This is a genomic window from Cupriavidus sp. FW305-F7, from assembly GCF_058782875.1.
Map to the genome: position 1 here is coordinate 177839 of NZ_JBYSYC010000003.1, position 18002 is coordinate 195840.

The window sequence follows — 18002 nt, forward strand, 5'->3', positions numbered from 1 at the left end:
GCAGACATGGCGAATATCACGGCGCAAGCCGCAAGCCGGCGGGCATTAACATGCTGTTATCATCCAATGCACCATCATCATCCTGTACGAACCCGAGGGATTGACGCATGAGCGCGCTGCGCGAAGCTTGGCTGGCCGGACTGTTCCGACGCGGCAACTGGCTGCCGAACATCGTGTCGGGCGTGATCGTCGGGGTGGTGGCGCTGCCGCTGGCCATGGCGTTTGCGATCGCGTCGGGCGCCAAGCCGGAGCAGGGCCTGTACACGGCCATCGTCGCCGGGCTGGCGGTGTCGCTGTTCGGCGGCAGCCGGCTGCAGATCGCGGGACCCACCGGCGCGTTTATCGTGGTGTTGTCCGCCGTGACCGCGCGCCACGGCATCGACGGCCTGCAGATCGCCACCCTGATGGCGGGCCTGATCCTGCTGGCGATGGGGCTGACGCGGCTGGGCAGCGTGATCCGGTTCATTCCCGCGCCGGTGATCGTCGGCTTCACGGCTGGCATCGGCGTGATCATCTTCGTCGGCCAGTGGCGCGATTTCTTTGGCCTGCCACCGGTGGCAGGCGAGCATTTCCACGAAAAATTCTGGCACCTGCTGCAGGCGCTGCCCCAATGGCACCCGGCCACCACCGCGCTGGCGCTGGGCAGCCTGGCGCTGGTAGTGGGCGCGCCGCGCGTGCGCTGGCTGCGGCGCATCCCCGGGCCGCTGGTGGCGCTGCTGGTGGCCACCGCGGTGCAGGCGCTGTTCCGCTTTGACGGCGTCGCCACCATCGGCACCGCCTTTGGCGGCCTGCCGCGCGGGCTGCCCGTGCCAGCGCTGCCGGACATCACGCTGGCGCGCGTGCTGGAACTGGCCGGGCCGGCCTTCACCATCGCCATGCTGGGCGCAATCGAGTCATTGCTGTCCGCGGTGGTGGCCGACGGCATGGCGGGCACTCGGCACGATTCCAACCAGGAGCTGGTCGGCCAGGGCATCGCCAATATCCTGGCGCCGCTGTTCGGCGGGTTTGCCGCCACCGGCGCCATCGCCCGCACCGCCACCAATATCCGCAATGGCGGCAACAGCCCGCTGGCCGGCGTGGTGCATGCGCTCACGCTGGTGATGGTGCTGCTGTTCCTGGCGCCGCTCGCGGCCAGCGTGCCACTGGCGACGCTGGCCGCGATCCTGTTCGTGGTGGCCTACAACATGAGCGAGGGGCGCCAGTTCGCGCGCATGGTCCGCCGCGCGCCGCGCGCCGACGTGGCCATCCTGCTGATCACCTTCACCCTGACCGTGCTGACCGACCTGGTGGTGGCGGTCAATATCGGCGTGATCCTGGCCATGCTGCAGTTCCTGCGGCGCATGTCGGCGTCAGTGGAGGTGGCGCGCCAGGATGCCGTGGACGTAGAGCGCGAACTGGGCGACGCCGGCACCGGCCCGGCCGCGCGGATGCCGCCGAGCGTGCTGGTCTATGTGATCGACGGGCCGTTCTTCTTCGGTGCTGTGGAAGCCTGCGAGCGCGCGCTGGTGCAGACCCATACCGAGCCGCGCGTGCTGCTGATCCGCCTTGGCCGCGTGCCCTTCATGGACATGACCGGCCTGCAGACGCTGGAGGCCGTGATCGTGACGCTGCAGAAACGCGGCGTGGCGGTGGTGCTGGCCGAAGCCAACGAGCGGGTCAGGGAAAAGCTGGCGCGCGCGGGCGTGCTGGCGGCGCTGGGGGAGGGCAACTATGTGGATTCGCTGGCGCAGGCGGTGCAGCGCTGCAGCGAACTGGCAGGCGAAGGTAACGCCCCGCGCTGAGTTACTTCTTCTGTCGCGTGCTGCCCGCAAGCTTGGCCTTGGTGGCGTATTCCACGCCATGCTGGGCCAGGTATTCGCGGATCAGCTGGCGCACGACCTGCGACGGTGTCAGGTCCTGCGAGGCGCACAGGGTTTCAAAGGCCTTTTTCTTGACCGGATCGATCAGGATGGTAAGGCGGGCGGTCTTGGATTCCATGAGGGGTGTCCGGCTGTCCGGATAGGTCCGGCTTGACGGCAGCGGCGATCGGAAACGCATTATATACAGGGCCGCCGCAGCGCCCGATTGGTGCCAGCACACCGGCGGTCTGCACCCCTCTCCCGCTTACGGGCGAGGGGTGCGTTCACGAGGGGCTGCGGTGTTCGCAGACGCCCTGATCCGGCCACCCCTACACCGCCATCTCCAGATCCGCAATCACCGCCGCCAAAAACCGCGCCGCCTCCCCACCCGTCACCACCCGATGGTCAAAAGTCAGGCTCAGCGGCATCACCCGGTGCACCGCCGGCACGCCGCTGGCCGCCACCACTTCTTCGCGCACGCGCCCGGCACCAAGGATTGCCACGGTCGGCGGCACCACGATGGGCGCGGCATAGCGTCCCGCGATCATGCCGAAATTGGACAGCGTGATGGTGTTGCCGCGCATCTCCTCCGGCGCGATGGTGCGCGCGCGGATATCGGCGCGCATGCGGTCCAGGCCGTGGCGCAGGTCTGCGGCATCGCGGTTGCCGACGTCGCGCAGCACCGGCACGAACAGGCCTTCGGGCAGGTCCGCCGCGATGCCGACGTCGATCTTCTTCAGCACGTGGCGGCGGGCGGTCTGGCCTTCGTACCAGGCATTGAGGCCGGGCTCGGCGCGGCAGCCGGCCACCAGGGCGCGCACCAGCCGGATGGTGACATCGGCGCCGGGCTGCCAGGCGTGGATGTCGGCGTCGTCCATCACGGTGGCGGCGGCCACTTCGGCTTGTGCACGCGCCATGTTCTGCGCCATCGCCCGGCGCACGCCGCGCAGCTGTTCCGGCGCGCCCAGCTCGGCCAGCGTGCTGGCTACCCGCTCGACGTCGGCGGCGGTGACCACGCCCTCGGGGCCCGATGCCGTGGCCATTGCCAGGTCCACCCCCAGCTGGCGCGCCAGCGCGCGCACAGCCGGCGTGGCCTTGATGCGCGCGGCCATGGCCGCGGCGGGTGCCGCGGTGCCCGCAGGCGCGGCTTCATTGACCACGTGCGTGCCGACCTGGACCGAGCCCACCACGGTGCCGGCGTCGGCATCCTCGCCCGCACCCTCGAAGCCGACCAGCGGTGCGCCCAGGTGGACGATATCGCCGGGCTGCGCAAACAGCTTGTCGATGGTGCCGGCATACGGCGACGGGATTTCCACGATGGCCTTGGCCGTCTCCACTGACAGCAGCGGCTGGTCAGCGGCCACGGTCTCGCCGGTCTTGACGTGCCAGGTCACGATCTCGGCCTCCTGCAGGCCTTCGCCCAGGTCGGGCAGCTTGAAGACTCTCATCGGCACTCCTTGCCTATCGTCGGCAATTCCCGCGTTATGCCGCCATCGCCTTGCGCGCCGCGTCGACGATGCGGGCGACGCCAGGCAGGTAGGTATATTCCAGCCGCGCCAGCGGCACCACGGTGTCGAAGCCGGTCACGCGCTGCACCGGCGCTGCCAGTGAGTAGAGGCCCGCGTCGGCCAGCTGCGCCGCGATCTCGGCGCCGAAGCCGGCGGTGCGCGGGGCCTCGTGCACGATCACGCAGCGGCCCGTGCGTGTCACCGATTCCAGGATGGTCTGCATGTCCAGCGGCTTGAGCGTGGCCACGTCGATGACCGTGGTCGTCACGCCCTCGCCGGCCAGTGCGTCCGCGGCGGCGAGCGTCTCCTGCACCATCGCGCCCCAGCTCACCAGCGTGATGTCGCTGCCTTCGCGCAGCGTGAAGCAGGTGTCCAGCGGCAGCGCCGCGCCGTCGTCGGCCACTTCCTGGCGGAACAGGCGGTACAGCCGCGTGGGTTCGAGGAAGATGACCGGGTCCGGGTCGGCGATGGCCGCCAGCAGCAGCCCGTACGCGCGTGCGGGCGATGAGGGCACCACCACGCGGATGCCGGGCATATGCGCGAACATCGCTTCCGGGCTTTCGGAATGATGCTCGGGGGCATGGATGCCGGCACCGCAGGGGGAGCGCACCACCATCGGACACGACAGGCGCCCGCGCGTGCGGTGCCGCATGCGTCCGGCGTGGTTGATGATGTGGTCGACCGCCGGGTAGATAAAGCCGGTGAACTGGATCTCGGCCACGGGCTTGAGCCCCATTGCCGCCATGCCGATCGCGGCGCCGACGATGCCGCCTTCGGCCAGCGGCGTATCCATGACGCGCGCCGCGCCAAAGCGCGCCTGCAGGCCCGCGGTGGCGCGGAACACGCCGCCATTGACGCCGATATCCTCGCCCAGCAGCAGCACATCGGGATCGTGATCCAGCGCATGGGCCAGCGCCAGGTTGACTGCTTCGACCAGATTGATTTCCGCCATGGTTCGCTCGTTGTGGTCGCTACGTGGAGGCACAGGGTTCGCTGTTTATCCGTGCGGCGCCGGGAAGCGCCGGGCAATCTCCAGCTGCGCCTGCAATTCGGCCGGCATGGCCGCGTACAGGCAGTCGAACATCGCGGCCGGATCCGGCGGCGGCATGGCCAGGTAAGTCTCGACGGCCTGCGCCACCTGCTGTGAGCAGGCCTTGACCAGCGCTTCCTCGCGCGCCGCGTCCCACGCGTGCAGCGCCAGCAGGTGCGTGCGCAGCCGCAGCAGCGGTTCTTCCTGCCAGTGCGCCTTGACGCTGGCCTCGTCGCGGTAGCGCGAGGCGTCGTCGGCGGTGGTGTGGTCGCCCAGGCGGTAGGTGATGGCCTCGATCAGCGCCGGGCCGCCGCCATCGCGCGCGCGCGCGATGGCCTCGCCGACGCGGTGCCGCACTGCGACCACGTCGTTGCCGTCAACCTGCTCGCCGGGGATGCCGGCGGCAATGGCCTTCTGCGCCAGCGTCTGCGCCGCGGTCTGGCCGCTGCGCGGCATCGAGATTGCCCACTGGTTGTTGTTGATTACGATCACCAGCGGCGCGTGCCACGCGCCGGCCATGTTCATGCCCTCATAGAAATCGCCCTTGGAGGTGCCGCCATCGCCCAGCAGGCAGACCGCCACGCGCGGCTCGCCGCGCAGCTGGAACGCATAGGCGGCTCCGGCCGCGTGGCAGACCTGGGTGCCGATCGGCACGCAGTTGGCAAAGTCATGCGGCGCCGCCGCAAAGCCGCTGCCGCGTTCGTCGCCGCCCCAGTACAGCAGGCTCTCGGTCATGGTGACGCCGCGCACAAACTGCGCTGCGTGATCGCGGTATGAGGGCACCAGCACGTCTTCGGGCCGCATCGCAAAGGCCACGCCCACGCCGATGGCTTCCTGGCCGAGTGCCGAGGCAAAGGTGCCGATCTTGCCGGTGCGCTGCAGCGCAATCGCTTTCAGGTCGAACTGGCGCGTCAGCACCATCGCCTGGTACAGCGGCAGCAGCGCGTCGGGGTTGCTGGCAAGGGGTGGGGGAGGGGATGTGGGGGAGGAGGTGTCGCCCGGCGGGGCAAGGTAGCGCGTGTAGCCGATCTCGAAGCTCGCAACCGTGGACATGGCAGGTCTCTCGATGCTTGTCTCGACAGGATCCGCAGGGACGGCCGCGAGGATCTTCGCAGCGCTGTCCGCAGCAATGATCGCGTTGTGATCCCCGCCATGCTTTTTGGGCGCGGGGGGACTTGAGCTTGAGTGTAGGGCATTTGCGCGGCGGGCGCGGCGCAAAATCGTCTTGCTGTGCACAATGCGGGTGGTGCTGCCCACAACGCAGAAAAGCGCCTGACGGCGCTTTTCTGCTGGCAACAGCGGTGTGCCTCAGCGCTGGTACGGCGGTTGCACGAAGCCCGCAAAGCGCTGCTGCGTCACGGTCTTGAACTCCGCCGACTCGTAGGCCTCTCGGATGTCCTTGACGAAGGGCTTGTTCAGGTCCGCCGTCTTCACCGCGACCAGGTTCATGTAGTAGTCGGGAATCTTCTCCAGCGCCAGCGCCGAGGTCAGCTTAAGGCCGGAGGCCAGCGCATAGTTGCCGTTGACGAAGGCATAGTCCACGTCATCGAGCGAGCGCGGCAGCTGGGCGGCTTCCAGCTGGATCAGCTTGAGCTTGTGCGGGTTGGCGTCGATGTCGCGCTCGCTGGCGCGGATCGGGTCGGTGCCCGGCTTGAGCGTGACCCAGCCGATCTGCTGCAGGATGGCGATGGCGCGCGCCAGGTTGGTGGGATCGTTCGGCAGCGACACGGTATTGCCGGGCTTCACCTCGGCCAGGCCCTTGTGCTTGCGGCTGTAGATGCCGATCGGCGCGGTCGGCACCTGGATCACGTCGGTCAGCGCCAGCTTGCGGTCGGCCGAGAACTTCTTCAGGTAGGCCACGTGCTGGAAGGCATTGGCGTCGATGGCGCCGTCGGCCAGCGCCAGGTTGGGCTGCACGTAGTCGCTGAACTCAATGATGGTGACCTTGTAGCCGCGCTTTTCCAGCACCGGCTTCACGCCATAGCGGATCTGGTCGGCGTAGGGGCCGGCGGTGGCGCCGAAGCGGATTTCCTTCTTGTCCGGATCGGCCGCGCCCGCACCCTGCATCACGCCCAGTGCCAGCACTGCCGCGGCCAGCCGTGCGACGAAGCCGAATTTCCCGTATTGCATCTGATGCTCCCCGTCATGTTGTTGGAGGCCTGTAGCGTCCCGCTGCGGCGTCGGGTCATTGTATGGAAAGGCAGGCAATAGGCGAACGAGTTATTCCGCATGGTCATATGCCGCTGGTGAATAAGGGTGCCGGCAGCCTGGCTGCACTACGCTGAAGGACAGCGTCACCGGTTTGGAGGCGGCCATGCCCGAACAACTTACCCGGCATCCCGAAGTCACGATCCAGGTCTTGCGCAGCGCCGGGGCCAACTGCGGCGAGGGCGCCCCGCAGGCCATCCTCAAGGCCTGCCCGCGCGAGCGCTTCTGCAAGCTGCCGGGCGGGGAGATCTGCGTGTACGGCCTGGACGGGGCGCAGGCGATGACGCAGTTCACGGCTGTCGACTGGCAGTCGCTCGCGCCCCTCGCGCGGGGCCGTGCGGATGTGGGCGCCGCGACGGGCTGGGCGGGGACCACTGCCGCGGTGTTCATTGCCGGGCTCGCCGCCGGTGCGCTGGCGTCCGCGGCCCTGGCACGCTGGCGGCGCAGCCGTGGCCGGGGTTTAGGGGGGTGACGCACCCGCGCTGGCACGTTGTTTGCGGCTTTCTCAGGTCATGACACCGATGCAGTCCGCCTCCAATCGTTTCCACCGGCCAGGGCACGGCGCGGAGCGCCGCCTGTCGTGCGGGTTCGGCGCGAACCCGTGCGCGCGCGAAAGCGCACTGCCGGAAACTTTTATCCTGTTTGAAGCCGAGGTAGGCCAGAAATTGCATGCCGGGCTGACGGACGCAGGCCTGCATTCCTGCACATCCCTGCTGCGGCCGGCCTTGCGGCGCGCGGCGACGAGGGGAGGCGCGCAATGATGGGCGCGACGACCTTCTCGGCCATCCGCGAGCACGCGCACTGGCCCGCGTGGCGCCGTGCCATCGGCATCCTGTTCATTGCCGCGGTGCTGGCGCTGATCGCGCGCAAGCTGGGCACCATCGACTGGGACGCGGTGCTGGCAGCGCTGCGCGGCTTCAACGCCCGCACGCTGGTGCCGGCGGCGGCCTTCGTTGCGCTGAGCGGCTTGCTGTACAGCCAGTTCGATCGGCTTGGCTGCCACTATGCCGGACACCCGTTGCCGGCGCGGCGGGTGATGGCGATCTCTTATGTCAGCTACACGCTCAGCCTCAACCTCGGGGCCACGCTGGGGGGCGCGGGCGTGCGTTATCGTCTGTACACGCGCGCCGGGCTGACCCTGCCACAGATCTGGAGCCTGTTCGTGGTGGTGGTGAGCAGCAACTGGCTCGGGTATGCCTTGCTGGCGGGCGGCATCCTGGTGGCGCAGCAGGTGGTGCTGCCGCCGGAATGGGGCATTCCCGCGGCGCTGACACGGGTGCTGGGCGCGCTGATGCTGGCGGTGCCGGCTGCCTACCTGGCTGCCTGTGCTATCTGGCACGGCCGGCACCGGACCGTGCGCGACCATGACATCCATGTGCCGTCGGTGGGCTTCGCGGCGCTGCAGTGCCTGTTGTCGGCGGCCCACTGGATGGCGATGGCGGCCATCCTGCATTCGCTGCTGCATACGCATGCGGGGTACTTCACGGTGCTTGGGGTGTTGCTGGCCTCGGGGCTGGCGGGCGTGGTGGTGCGGATCCCGGGGGGCCTCGGCGTGATCGAGACCGTGTTCCTGACGATGCTGGGCGGGCAGGTGCCGCACGGGCTGCTGCTGGCGGCGCTGATTGTCTATCGCGCGTTGTATTACCTGATTCCGTTGATGATCGGGTCGATCAGCTACTTTGTGCTGGAGGCGCAGGGCAAGCGTGGTGACGGGTAGGTTGTGCTGGCGGTATGCCACCGCCTGCCCTCACCCCGTGCCCCTCTCCCACAAGCGGGAGAGGGGAGCAAATCAGCCGGTCGCTTTGACGTCTGTGGCCTGGGCTCAGGCCGCGAGCGCGCGGTCCAGGTCCTCGATCAGATCATCGATATGCTCGATGCCGACGGAAAGCCGCACCATGTCCTCACTGACGCCAGCCGCCTTCAGTTCATCCGCATTGAGTTGCCGATGCGTGGTCGACGCCGGATGCGTGGCCAGCGACTTGGCATCGCCGATATTGACCAGCCGCGTGAACAGCTGCAGCGCATCCAGGAAGCGCGCGCCGCCTTCGCGGCCGCCTTGCTTCAGGCCGAACGACAAGATGCCGGGACCTCGCCCGCCCAGGTACTTCTGCACCAGCGCGTGGTCGGCATGGTCGGGCAGGCCGGCAAAGTTGACCCAGTCCACCTTGGGATGCTGCTGCAGGTGGCGGGCGATCGCCAGCGCGTTCTCGGTGATGCGGTCCAGCCGCAGCGCCAGGGTCTCGATGCCCTGCAGGATCAGGAAGGCATTGAACGGCGACAGCGCCGCGCCGGTATTGCGCAGCGGCACCACGCGCGCGCGGCCGATATAGGCCGCCGGGCCCAGCGCCTCGGTGTAGACCACGCCGTGGTACGACACGTCGGGCTCGTTCAGGCGCTTGAAGCGCTCCTTGTGCTGGGCCCACGGGAACTTGCCGCTGTCGATGATGGCGCCGCCGACGCTGTTGCCATGGCCGCCCAGGTACTTGGTCAGCGAATGCACGACGATGTCCGCGCCATGCTCGAACGGCCGGCACAGGTAGGGCGACGGCACCGTGTTGTCGACGATCAGCGGCACGCCGTGGTTGTGCGCCACGCGCGCAATGGCTTCGATATCCACGACGTTGCCGAGCGGGTTGCCCACCGACTCCACGAAGATCGCCTTGGTGCGCGCGTCGATCAGGTCGCCGAAGCTGGCCGGGTTGCGGCCATCGGCAAAGCGGGTCTCGATGCCGGACTGCGGCAGCGTGTGTGCCAGCAGGTTGTAGGTGCCGCCATAGAGCTGGCTCGACGAGACGATGTTGTCGCCGGCCTCGGCAATGGTCTGGATCGCATACGTGATCGCCGCCATGCCGGACGCCAGCGCCAGCGCGCCCACGCCGCCCTCGAGCGCGGCCAGGCGCTGCTCCAGCACGTCGTTGGTCGGGTTCATGATCCGGCTGTAGATATTGCCGGCCACCTTCAGGTCGAACAGGTCGGCGCCGTGCTGGGCGCTGTCGAAGGCGTAGGCCACCGTCTGGTAGATGGGCACGGCCACCGCGCGCGTGGTGGGATCGGGCGAATAGCCGCCATGGACAGCCAGGGTTTCGAGTCTCATCTTCTTCTCTCTTCGTCTCGCTGTTGGGTGCCGGACCGGCGCGACGGGGCAAGGCCTGCCGTGGCGCCGGGCATGCCGAGCGGTGCGCCGCGCGGGCGCACCAGGCCGTGCGATGGTAACAGCCGGCCCGCGCACGCCCCTGCGGCGTGGCCGCTATGGTTGCCGACGGCGCTCGCGCGAGGCAAGGAAACTTATTGCATTTGGATATGCGCGGCGCCGCAGCGCACGGGTCATGCCCCGACCGCGAGCGGCGGTTCTTCCTGCTGCCAGCGCAGGTTCTCCGGCCGGCGCAGCCCCAGGTGCTCGCGTAGCGTGGTGCCCGTATAGCCGTCGCGAAAGAGCCCGCGCCGGCGCAGCTCCGGCAGCACCAGTTCGATGAAGTCATCGAGCCCGCCCGGCAACCAGGGCGGCATGACATTGAAACCATCGGCGGCCTCGCCCTCGAACCACGCCTGCAGCTGGTCGGCGATGGACTGTGGCGTGCCGTGGATCGACCAGTGGCCGCGTGCGGTGGCCACGCGCAGGCACAGCTGGCGGATGGTGAGCCGCTCGCGCCGGGCCAGGCCGGTAACCAGCTGGAAGCGGCTCCTGGCGCCGTTCGGTTCGGCCAGGTTGTCGGGCAGCGGGCCGTCCAGCGGATAGCCGCTCAGGTCGATCCCGCCCAGGTGCTGCGACAGCAGGGCCAGCCCCACCGACGGATGGATCAGGCTTTGCAGCGCTTCGAATTTCTCCCGCGCCTCGGCCTCGCTGCGGCCTACCACCGGGAACACGCCAGGCAGGATCTTGAGCTGGTCGGGCGTGCGGCCATAGCGCGCGAGCCGCGCCTTCAGGCCACGATAGAAGGCCTGCGCATCGGCCAGCGACTGCTGCGCGGTGAAGATGACCTCGGCGGTGCGTGACGCCAGCTCCTGCCCCGCCTCGGACGAGCCGGCCTGCACGATCACCGGATGGCCCTGCGGCGGGCGTGGGACGTTGAGCGGCCCGCGCACCTGGAAGTGCGCGCCGCGATGGTCCAGCGTGTGCAGCTTGTCCGCATCGAAATGCCGGCCGCTGTCCTTGTCGTACAGGAAGGCATCGTCCTCCCAGGTGTCCCACAGCCCGGTCACCACGTCGACGAACTCCTCGGCACGGGCGTAGCGGTCAGCATGCGCGGGATGACGTTCGAGGCTGAAGTTGCGTGCTTCGGTATCCGACCACGACGTCACCACATTCCAGCCCGCGCGGCCGCCGCTGAGGTGGTCGAGCGAGGCGAACTTGCGCGCCACATGAAAGGGCTCGTTGTAGGTGGTGGAGACGGTTGCCACCAGGCCGATGCGCTGCGTCACCGCCGCCAGTGCCGACAGCAGCGTCAACGGCTCGAAGGTGGCGGCGCGCGCGGTGCGCGGCAGGGTGGCATCGTCCATGCCGCGGATGGCGACGCCGTCCGCCAGGAACAGCGCATCGAACCCCGCGGACTCGGCGCGCTGCGCCAGCGCGATGTAGTGCGCCAGGTTGCGCCCGGCATCGGCCTGCGCGGCCGGATGGCGCCACCCGGCGACATGGTGCCCGGTGGCCTGGAGAAAGGCGCCCAGATGCAGCTGGCGCGGCGGCTTTTGCTGTGACATCGATCGTGCTCCCCGGAAGACACTGGCTGGATCAGGCCGCTTGCCGTTGCGCGGCAGCGGCGGACTGGTTGGCCGGCGCCGCGCCCTCGCCGCGCACGCCCGCCTTCACCGCCTTGCTGCGGCGGCCATCCACACCGACCGGTATATCGCCGGCCACGGTGGCGCGGCGCACCACGCGGTGCGCGTCGCCATAGTCGTTGATGGCGTAGTGCTGGGTGGCGCGGTTGTCCCAGATGGCGACGTCGCCCGCGCGCCAGCGCCAGCGCACGGTGTTCTCCAGACGGTGCACATGGCCCTGCAGCACGGCAATCAGGTGCGCCGAATCGGCCGACGCGTAGTCCAGCAGCTTCTTGACGAAGTGGCCCAGCACCAGCGTGCGTTCGCCGGTTTCCGGGTGCACGCGCACCACCGGGTGTTCGGTCTCGTAGAGCGCCGAGGTGAAGACTTCGCGGTAGCGCTTCAGCCCTTCGTCGCTCGGATTGACGCGCGTGGCCGCGTAGTCGTAGTCGTTGGTGTGCAGCGCCCGCAGCTTGTCGGCCAGTTCGCGCAGCGGCTCGGGCAGGTCCTGGTACGCGGCGGCGGTGTTGGCCCACACCGTGTCGCCGCCGGCGGCGGGAACGGTCACGGCGCGCAGCACCGAGACCGCGGGGTAGGCCAGGTCGAAGGTCACGTCGGTATGCCAGGAGTTGGCGCGGCCGCCGTGCTGCGAGTCGAGCTCTAGCAATTGCGTGCCGTCGCGCGAGGGCACGGTCGGGTGCGGCACGGTGTCGCCGAACAGGCGCGCAAAGCCCTGCTGTGCGGCATCGTCCAGATGCACCTGGTCGCGGAAGAACAGCACCTTGTGCCTGAGCAAGGCTGCGCGGATGGCGGCGAAGGTGGCGGGCGGCAGGTCGCCGTGCAGCGTGACGCCGCGGATCTCGGCGCCGATGCGGCCGGCAACCGGGTGGATGTCGAGCTGGACGGTCTGGTCTTGCGTAGCGTTGGCTTGGGTCATCACGAAGCTCCGGAGGGGATCAGGGTTGGGTCAGGCGAGTTCAGGTTCGGGCGCCCGCTGCACGACAGGCTCCTGCCCGGCGAATTCGCGCAGCACGGCATCGCGCACGCGCGCGAACGGAAGTCCGGCGCGTTCGCGCGGATGCGGCAGGTCCACCGGCAGGACGCGGCGGATGCGGCCGGGCCGGGGTTCCATCACCACCACGCGGTCGCCCAGGAAGACGGCTTCCTCGACGTCGTGCGTGACCAGGATCATAGTGATGCCCTCGGCCTGCCAGATCCGCTGCAGTTCCTGCTGCAGGTGGGCCCGCGTCATGGCATCGAGCGCGCCGAAGGGCTCGTCGAGCAGCAGGATCTCCGGCCGCGTCACCAGTGCCCGCGCAATCGCCACGCGCTGCGACATGCCGCCAGAAAGCTGGTGCGGATGGGCCTGCTCGAAGCCGCGCAGGCCAACCAGCGCGATATGCTCGGCAACGTTGCGGTCTTTCTCCGCATCGCTGCCCGGCGTGTTGAGCAGCGCCAGCCGGATGTTCTGCTCGACTGTCAGCCACGGGAACAGGCGGTGCTCCTGGAACACGATGCCGCGCTGCAGGCTGGTGCCCGATACGCGCTTGCCGTCCAGCAGGATCTCGCCGCGGTAATCCTCTTCCAGGCCCACCACCAGCCGCAGCAGGGTGGACTTGCCGCAGCCGCTGGCGCCGACGATGCTGAAGAACTCGCCCGGGGCGATGGTCAGGGTGATGTCCTCGAGCACGGGCAGCGCCCGGCCCTCGACTTCGTACTGCTTGTGCAGGTGCGCGATGCTTAGCGTGCCGGCGTGTGGCATTTGTGGTCTCCGTTCAATAAGGGGCTGCGTGGTTCAGCCCGCGGCTACCGAGCGCCCGCGCCAGGCAAGCAGGCGGGATTCGATGCGGCTGGCGATCCAGTTCAGCGTGAAGCCGACCAGGCCGACCACGATCACGCCGAAGATCACCAGGTCCATCCAGAAGTTCTCGCGGCCGTCGGTCATGGTGTTGCCGATGCCCTTGCCGGATACCAGCAGGTACTCCGCGCCGAGCGTGGCCAGCCACGCATAGATCAGCCCCAGGTGGATGCCGGCGAAAATCGACGGGGCCGCCGACGGCAGCACCACGCGCCACAGCACCTGGGTGCGGCTGAATCGCAAGACGCGCGCAACCTCGAGCAGGTCGGCCGGTACGGCGCGGATGCCTTCGAAGGTGTTCAGCACCACCGGGAAGAATGCGGCCAGCGACAGGAACACCACCTTGGCGGCATCGCCCAGCCCGAACCAGACCGAGATCAGCGGGATCCATGCAAACAGCGAGATCTGCTTGACCGTGTGAAAGCTCGGGCCGACCAGGCGTTCGAACAGGCGCGACAGGCCCAGCGCCGTGCCGAACACCAGCCCGGCGCTGGCGCCGATGGCAAAGCCGGCCAGGTCACGCCACAGGCTGGCGGCCAATGCCGTGGCCAGCGCGCCGCTCTGCACCTGACGCACCGCGGTGTCCCAGACGCTGGAGACCGGCACCAGCAGCGGCGAAGTGGTCCAGCCAAAGCGCACGGCGGCCCACCACAGCGCGAGCAACGCGAGCGGCAGCACCCAGCCGCGCAGGGCGCGGGGCAGGCGGATACGGGGGCGGATTACAGAAGTGGTCATCGCGGCCTCGCCTCAGAAGCCCGGCTTGCGCCAGCGCAGCACCGCGCCTTCGGCCAGCGCCAGCGCCTTGTCCAGCGCAAAGCCCACCACCCCCACCACCACCACGGCGGCCAGCACCATGTCGAGCTGGAACAGCTGGCGCCCGTAGACGATCATGTAGCCCAGCCCCTCGGACGAGGCCAGCAGCTCCACCACCACCAGCGCCAGCCACGCGTGCGTCAGGCCGTAGCGCACGCCGTTCCACACCGGCGCGGCCGCGGCGGGCAGCACCACGCGCGACAGCGTCTGCCAGCGCGTGAGCTGCAGCACCCGCGCCACTTCCAGGTAGCGGGTCGGCACGCTGCCGATGCCCTTGTACGTGTTCAGCGCCACCGGCACGAAGGCGGCCTTGGCGATCAGGATCACCTTGAGCGCCTCGTCGATGCCGACCAGCAGCATCAGCAGCGGCAGCCAGCCCAGCACCGGCACCTGGCTGAAGGCCTTGAAGGTCGGGTAGATGTAGTCGCGCAAGGTCGGCGACAGGCCCATGGCCGCGCCCAGCGCCAGCCCACCGGCCAGGCCCACGGCAAAGCCGCCGGCCACGCGCAGCGCGCTGATCGCCAGGTTGGCCTGCAGCTCGCCGCTTTGCCACAGGTCGGCCAGCGTGCGTGCGACGTCTTCGGGGGCGGGCAGCACCTGCGGCGGAATCCAGGCATTGCGGGCAGCCACATACCAGACCAGCAGCAGCGCCAGCGGCACCGGCCAGGCCAGCAGCCAGCGTGTGGCATCCTGCCAGCGCAGTGGCTTGCGCGGAGCAGCCACGCGCGGCGCTGCGGCGGCGGGCAGTGAAAGCGAATCGGCGACGGACATGATGTCAGGCTCCCAGGATCTTGCCGTTGGGTTGGTAGACGGGCCAGTAGCTCTGCAGGCTCAGGTCGGTGAGCGCCGCCTTCAGGAAGCGCTGGTCGATCCACTGGTCCACGTCAAATCGCGCACGGCTCAGCTTGAAGCGATAGGCCTGCTCGACCGCATCCTTGTAGCGGCTGACCAGGAAGGGATCGAAATTCGGGTTCAGCCGCACCCGCAGCGGCTCGCCGTCAAAGTCTTCCTTCCAGTGGTCATAAGGCGTACCCGCACGCGCCCAGGTGCGCAGCACTTCTTCTCGATGGCTCTCGTCCGAGGCCCACCGCGCCGCCTCGACCGCGGCCTTCACCAGGTGCTGCGTGGCCTCCGGATAGCGCCCGGCGAATTCGTCGCTCACCAGTACGTGGCTTTGCCGTGTGTAGATCGGCGACTGGTTCTTGCTGGAGTACAGGATGCGCACCGCGCCCTTGTCGCGCAGGCGCAGGATGTCCATGGCGCCGATGGCGGCGTCGATGTCGCGCGTGGACAGCGCCGCCAGGTAGCCGGCCGTGTCCAGGTTCAGCAGACGCAGGTCCTTGTCGGAGAGCCCGTTCGCTTCCAGCAGGCGCAGCGCCGGCAGATGCATATTGGTGCCCTTGAACAGCGACACGCGCTTGCCGCGCAGGTCGCTGACCGTCTTCAGCGGCGAATCGGGTGGCACGCCCACGTAGATGTTGGCGCGCACGCCGGTGGCCAGCACCAGCCGCGTTTTCAGGCCGGCGGAGCGGGCCACGATGGACGGCAGGTCGCCCTGCAGCGCAAAGTCGAGCTGGCGGTTGGCCAGCGCCTCGTTGACGGCGGGGCCGGCGCCCTTGAAGAAGAACCACTCCACGCGGGTGCCGGTCGGTTTGAACGATTCCTCCAGCCAGCCGCGCGCATGGGCAATCGCCAGCGAACTGCCGGCAAAGCTGGGCGGGGTGCCGGTGGCGGGCTGGGCCACGCCGACGCGGATCACGTCGGGACGCGCGGCCGGGCTTGCGCTGAACGCGGACAGCGGCGACAGCGAAGCCGCCATGCCCAGCCCGGACCAGGCCACGCAGCGCAGCAGCTCGCGGCGGGTCAGCGTGGGTGCAGCGGTGGCATGGGGGCGCGGGGTCGTCATCGTGCAGACCTTCTTGAAGTGGAGGACGGCTCCACGATAAGCGGCGCTGCGCGCGGACCAGAACGAATGATTCCGACTTTGGTTATCGGCCCCGCGCATATGGCGCGCAGCGCGGCGTTGGCATATCGGCATGCAATCTTCTTCGTTGGCCGAGCGCCGGTGCTGTCCTACAGTCTGCGCATTTTGATCCCTGCCAGGCTGACCAAGCCCTCACGATGAGCAATGACCTGACTTCCGGCCGCCGGCGCTTCCTGCAGCGCGGGGCGGTGCTGGGCGCCGCCGCGGCTGGCGCCGCTACTGCGGCGCGCGCAGAACCCCTGACGGTTGCGCCGTGGACGCGCACGCCGGGCGAGCCCGTGCTGTGGCATCCGTATGGCCAGCCGTCCCCGTTCGAGAAAGACGTGGTGCGGCGCAGCCGCAGCGCGGCGCCGCTGCCCGGCGCCAACTCGTCGATGACGCCTTTGCAGGACCTGCGCGGCATCATCACGCCGACCGGGCTGGTGTTCGAGCGCCATCACGCCGGCATCCCGCTGATCGACCCGGCGCAGCACCGGCTGGCGGTGCTTGGCCTGGTGGCGCGCCCGCGCATCTTCACCATGGACGACCTGGTGCGCCTGCCGTCGGTGTCGCGCATCCATTTCCTGGAGTGCTCGGGCAACACCGGGCGCGAGTGGAAGGCGCCCGGTGCGAAGTCCGTGCAGATCAGCCACGGCTTGTTGTCTTGTTGCGAATGGACCGGCGTGCCGTTGTCCGTGGTGCTGGACGAAGTCGGCGTGGCGCCGGAAGCTGTGTGGGTGCTAGCCGAGGGCGCCGATGGCGCAGCGATGACGCGCAGCGTGCCGCTGGCCAAGGCGCTGGAAGACGCACTGCTGGTCTATGCGCAGAACGGCGAGATGCTGCGCCCCGAGCATGGCTATCCGCTGCGGCTGTTCCTGCCGGGCTATGAGGGCAACATGTCCATCAAGTGGCTGCGGCGCCTGAAGCTGGGGCGCGCGCCGTTCATGTCGCGCGAAGAGACTTCGAAATACACGGATTCCCTGCCCGACGGCAGCGCGCGGCAGTTCACCTTCCTGATGGACGTGAAGTCCGTGATCACCTTCCCCGCGCCGGATCACAGATTGCGTGAGCGCGGCTTCTACGAGATCGCGGGCCTGGCGTGGTCGGGCCACGGGCGTATCCGCCGCGTCGAGGTGTCGGTCGACGGCGGCCGCAGCTGGCGCGAGGCGCAACTGCAGGAGCCGGTGCTGGACCGCGCCCTGGTGCGCTTCCGCCTGCCGTGGCGCTGGGATGGCGGGCCAGCTTCGCTGGAGAGCCGCGCCATCGACGAAGCCGGCAACGTCCAGCCCACGCCGGACCAGCTGGTGGCCGCGCGCGGCGTGGCTTCCACCTATCACTACAACGCGATCCAGCGCTGGCGCGTGGCCGCGGACGGGAGCATTGCCAATGCGCGCGCTTGAACGATTCAGCGGTGCCGTCGCCGTGCTGGCGCTGGCCTGCGCTGCGCAAACGGTCCTTGCGCAGACCTTCGGCATAGGCCGCCCCGCCAGCGAGCGCGATCTTGCCGCGTGGAATATCGACGTGACCCCGGACGGCACTGGCCTGCCGCCAGGCAGCGGCACGGTCGCGCGGGGCCAGCAGGTCTATGCGCAGCACTGTGCCGCATGTCACGGCGTCAATGGCGAAGGCAAGCCGGCCGATGCGCTGGTGGGCGGGCAGGGCACGCTGAAGGACGCCGCCAGGGGCAAGGACCCCGTCAAGACCATCGGCAGCTTCTGGCCCTACGCGACCACGGTATTCGACTTCATCAACCGCGCCATGCCCTACAACGCGCCGCAGAGCCTGGCGCCGGACGAGGTCTATGCCGTCACCGCGTGGCTGCTGCACAGGAACGGCGTCCTGCCCGCAGATGCGGTGCTGGACGCGAGCACGCTGCCGCAGGTGAAGATGCCGAACCGCGATGGCTTTGTCGCCGACGCGCGCCCGGATACGGCCAACGTGCCGTGCCGCAGCGGTTGCCCCGGCAAGCCCTGATGGCCCGCAAATGTCGAGACATGGATATGCGATAAGCGGATAAGGGCCAGCGATA

At 69.0% G+C, this 18002-nt stretch carries 18 protein-coding genes; 6 read left to right on the plus strand and 12 right to left on the minus strand.

All coding sequences use genetic code 11. The annotated features are described in order from the left end of the window. Window positions 1-107: 107 nt before the first annotated feature. Window positions 108-1781 (plus strand): SulP family inorganic anion transporter, encoded by a 1674-nt coding sequence (locus tag AC3WL8_RS04180; RefSeq protein WP_153954154.1) that lies wholly within the window; start codon window positions 108-110, stop codon window positions 1779-1781. Between the two features lies 1 nt (window position 1782). Here AC3WL8_RS04180 and AC3WL8_RS04185 read toward each other — a convergent pair whose 3' ends face one another. From AC3WL8_RS04185 to AC3WL8_RS04205, 5 genes are all read right to left on the minus strand, one after another. Continuing rightward, window positions 1783-1977, minus strand: coding sequence for a hypothetical protein (locus tag AC3WL8_RS04185; protein ID WP_013953837.1), 195 nt, complete (start codon window positions 1975-1977; stop codon window positions 1783-1785). Between the two features lie 190 nt (window positions 1978-2167). Further along, entirely contained in the window at window positions 2168-3286 is a 1119-nt protein-coding gene (locus tag AC3WL8_RS04190; RefSeq protein WP_153954155.1) for a dihydrolipoamide acetyltransferase family protein, read from the minus strand. Window positions 3287-3320: 34 nt separating this feature from the next. After that, window positions 3321-4298, minus strand: a complete 978-nt coding sequence (locus AC3WL8_RS04195; protein WP_013953835.1) for an alpha-ketoacid dehydrogenase subunit beta — start codon at window positions 4296-4298, stop codon at window positions 3321-3323. 45 nt (window positions 4299-4343) lie between these two features. Next, window positions 4344-5429, minus strand: a complete 1086-nt coding sequence (gene pdhA, locus AC3WL8_RS04200) for a pyruvate dehydrogenase (acetyl-transferring) E1 component subunit alpha (RefSeq protein ID WP_013953834.1) — start codon at window positions 5427-5429, stop codon at window positions 4344-4346. Window positions 5430-5684: 255 nt separating this feature from the next. After that, on the minus strand, window positions 5685-6506 hold the full coding sequence (locus tag AC3WL8_RS04205) for a MetQ/NlpA family ABC transporter substrate-binding protein (RefSeq protein ID WP_013953833.1): 822 nt from the start codon (window positions 6504-6506) through the stop codon (window positions 5685-5687). 184 nt (window positions 6507-6690) lie between these two features. On the opposite strand from AC3WL8_RS04205, the gene AC3WL8_RS04210 reads away from it, so the two are divergent. The 3 genes from AC3WL8_RS04210 to AC3WL8_RS04220 are packed head-to-tail and all read left to right on the plus strand — an operon-like array spanning window position 6691 to window position 8301. Further along, window positions 6691-7056 carry a hypothetical protein gene (locus AC3WL8_RS04210; RefSeq protein WP_013953832.1) on the plus strand — a complete coding sequence of 122 codons (366 nt, stop codon included), beginning with the start codon at window positions 6691-6693 and terminating at the stop codon, window positions 7054-7056. Window positions 7057-7096: 40 nt separating this feature from the next. Beyond that, a complete protein-coding gene (locus AC3WL8_RS04215) occupies window positions 7097-7345 on the plus strand; it encodes a hypothetical protein (protein WP_153954157.1) in 249 nt (82 codons plus the stop codon). Further along, window positions 7342-8301 (plus strand): lysylphosphatidylglycerol synthase domain-containing protein, encoded by a 960-nt coding sequence (locus AC3WL8_RS04220; RefSeq protein WP_013953831.1) that lies wholly within the window; start codon window positions 7342-7344, stop codon window positions 8299-8301. Before AC3WL8_RS04215 ends, AC3WL8_RS04220 begins: the two co-directional genes overlap by 4 nt. A gap of 105 nt (window positions 8302-8406) precedes the next feature. Here AC3WL8_RS04220 and AC3WL8_RS04225 read toward each other — a convergent pair whose 3' ends face one another. From AC3WL8_RS04225 to AC3WL8_RS04255, 7 genes are all read right to left on the minus strand, one after another. Further along, window positions 8407-9678, minus strand: a complete 1272-nt coding sequence (locus tag AC3WL8_RS04225; protein ID WP_013953830.1) for an O-acetylhomoserine aminocarboxypropyltransferase/cysteine synthase family protein — start codon at window positions 9676-9678, stop codon at window positions 8407-8409. Between the two features lie 230 nt (window positions 9679-9908). Further along, window positions 9909-11282 (minus strand): LLM class flavin-dependent oxidoreductase, encoded by a 1374-nt coding sequence (locus AC3WL8_RS04230; protein ID WP_211979430.1) that lies wholly within the window; start codon window positions 11280-11282, stop codon window positions 9909-9911. A gap of 31 nt (window positions 11283-11313) precedes the next feature. After that, the gene (locus tag AC3WL8_RS04235; RefSeq protein WP_153953284.1) at window positions 11314-12276 is read right to left on the minus strand and encodes a TauD/TfdA dioxygenase family protein; all 963 of its coding nucleotides are present in this window, start codon (window positions 12274-12276) and stop codon (window positions 11314-11316) included. Between the two features lie 30 nt (window positions 12277-12306). Continuing rightward, complete coding sequence (locus tag AC3WL8_RS04240) at window positions 12307-13101, minus strand: ABC transporter ATP-binding protein (RefSeq protein WP_013953827.1); 795 nt, start codon at window positions 13099-13101, stop codon at window positions 12307-12309. A gap of 33 nt (window positions 13102-13134) precedes the next feature. After that, window positions 13135-13932 carry an ABC transporter permease gene (locus tag AC3WL8_RS04245; protein ID WP_013953826.1) on the minus strand — a complete coding sequence of 266 codons (798 nt, stop codon included), beginning with the start codon at window positions 13930-13932 and terminating at the stop codon, window positions 13135-13137. A gap of 12 nt (window positions 13933-13944) precedes the next feature. Beyond that, a complete protein-coding gene (locus tag AC3WL8_RS04250) occupies window positions 13945-14781 on the minus strand; it encodes an ABC transporter permease (RefSeq protein WP_211979429.1) in 837 nt (278 codons plus the stop codon). A 4-nt stretch (window positions 14782-14785) separates the two neighbouring features. After that, a complete protein-coding gene (locus AC3WL8_RS04255; RefSeq protein ID WP_013953824.1) occupies window positions 14786-15916 on the minus strand; it encodes an ABC transporter substrate-binding protein in 1131 nt (376 codons plus the stop codon). Between the two features lie 215 nt (window positions 15917-16131). Here AC3WL8_RS04255 and soxC point away from each other — a divergent pair, with 215 nt between their 5' ends. Both soxC and AC3WL8_RS04265 read left to right on the plus strand, forming a co-directional pair. After that, window positions 16132-17373, plus strand: coding sequence for a sulfite dehydrogenase (gene soxC, locus AC3WL8_RS04260; RefSeq protein WP_492377936.1), 1242 nt, complete (start codon window positions 16132-16134; stop codon window positions 17371-17373). Then, window positions 17360-17947 carry a c-type cytochrome gene (locus tag AC3WL8_RS04265; RefSeq protein ID WP_013953822.1) on the plus strand — a complete coding sequence of 196 codons (588 nt, stop codon included), beginning with the start codon at window positions 17360-17362 and terminating at the stop codon, window positions 17945-17947. The genes soxC and AC3WL8_RS04265 overlap by 14 nt, the downstream gene beginning before the upstream one ends. Window positions 17948-18002: the final 55 nt, after the last annotated feature.

Coding starts and splice junctions, on each gene's coding strand:
- AC3WL8_RS04180 (WP_153954154.1), top strand. CDS start 108: ATGAGCGCGCTGCGCGAAGCTTGGCTGGCCGGACTGTTCCGACGCGGC.
- AC3WL8_RS04185 (WP_013953837.1), bottom strand. CDS start 1,977: ATGGAATCCAAGACCGCCCGCCTTACCATCCTGATCGATCCGGTCAAG.
- AC3WL8_RS04190 (WP_153954155.1), bottom strand. CDS start 3,286: ATGAGAGTCTTCAAGCTGCCCGACCTGGGCGAAGGCCTGCAGGAGGCC.
- AC3WL8_RS04195 (WP_013953835.1), bottom strand. CDS start 4,298: ATGGCGGAAATCAATCTGGTCGAAGCAGTCAACCTGGCGCTGGCCCAT.
- pdhA (WP_013953834.1), bottom strand. CDS start 5,429: ATGTCCACGGTTGCGAGCTTCGAGATCGGCTACACGCGCTACCTTGCC.
- AC3WL8_RS04205 (WP_013953833.1), bottom strand. CDS start 6,506: ATGCAATACGGGAAATTCGGCTTCGTCGCACGGCTGGCCGCGGCAGTG.
- AC3WL8_RS04210 (WP_013953832.1), top strand. CDS start 6,691: ATGCCCGAACAACTTACCCGGCATCCCGAAGTCACGATCCAGGTCTTG.
- AC3WL8_RS04215 (WP_153954157.1), top strand. CDS start 7,097: ATGACACCGATGCAGTCCGCCTCCAATCGTTTCCACCGGCCAGGGCAC.
- AC3WL8_RS04220 (WP_013953831.1), top strand. CDS start 7,342: ATGATGGGCGCGACGACCTTCTCGGCCATCCGCGAGCACGCGCACTGG.
- AC3WL8_RS04225 (WP_013953830.1), bottom strand. CDS start 9,678: ATGAGACTCGAAACCCTGGCTGTCCATGGCGGCTATTCGCCCGATCCC.
- AC3WL8_RS04230 (WP_211979430.1), bottom strand. CDS start 11,282: ATGTCACAGCAAAAGCCGCCGCGCCAGCTGCATCTGGGCGCCTTTCTC.
- AC3WL8_RS04235 (WP_153953284.1), bottom strand. CDS start 12,276: ATGACCCAAGCCAACGCTACGCAAGACCAGACCGTCCAGCTCGACATC.
- AC3WL8_RS04240 (WP_013953827.1), bottom strand. CDS start 13,101: ATGCCACACGCCGGCACGCTAAGCATCGCGCACCTGCACAAGCAGTAC.
- AC3WL8_RS04245 (WP_013953826.1), bottom strand. CDS start 13,932: ATGACCACTTCTGTAATCCGCCCCCGTATCCGCCTGCCCCGCGCCCTG.
- AC3WL8_RS04250 (WP_211979429.1), bottom strand. CDS start 14,781: ATGTCCGTCGCCGATTCGCTTTCACTGCCCGCCGCCGCAGCGCCGCGC.
- AC3WL8_RS04255 (WP_013953824.1), bottom strand. CDS start 15,916: ATGACGACCCCGCGCCCCCATGCCACCGCTGCACCCACGCTGACCCGC.
- soxC (WP_492377936.1), top strand. CDS start 16,132: ATGAGCAATGACCTGACTTCCGGCCGCCGGCGCTTCCTGCAGCGCGGG.
- AC3WL8_RS04265 (WP_013953822.1), top strand. CDS start 17,360: ATGCGCGCGCTTGAACGATTCAGCGGTGCCGTCGCCGTGCTGGCGCTG.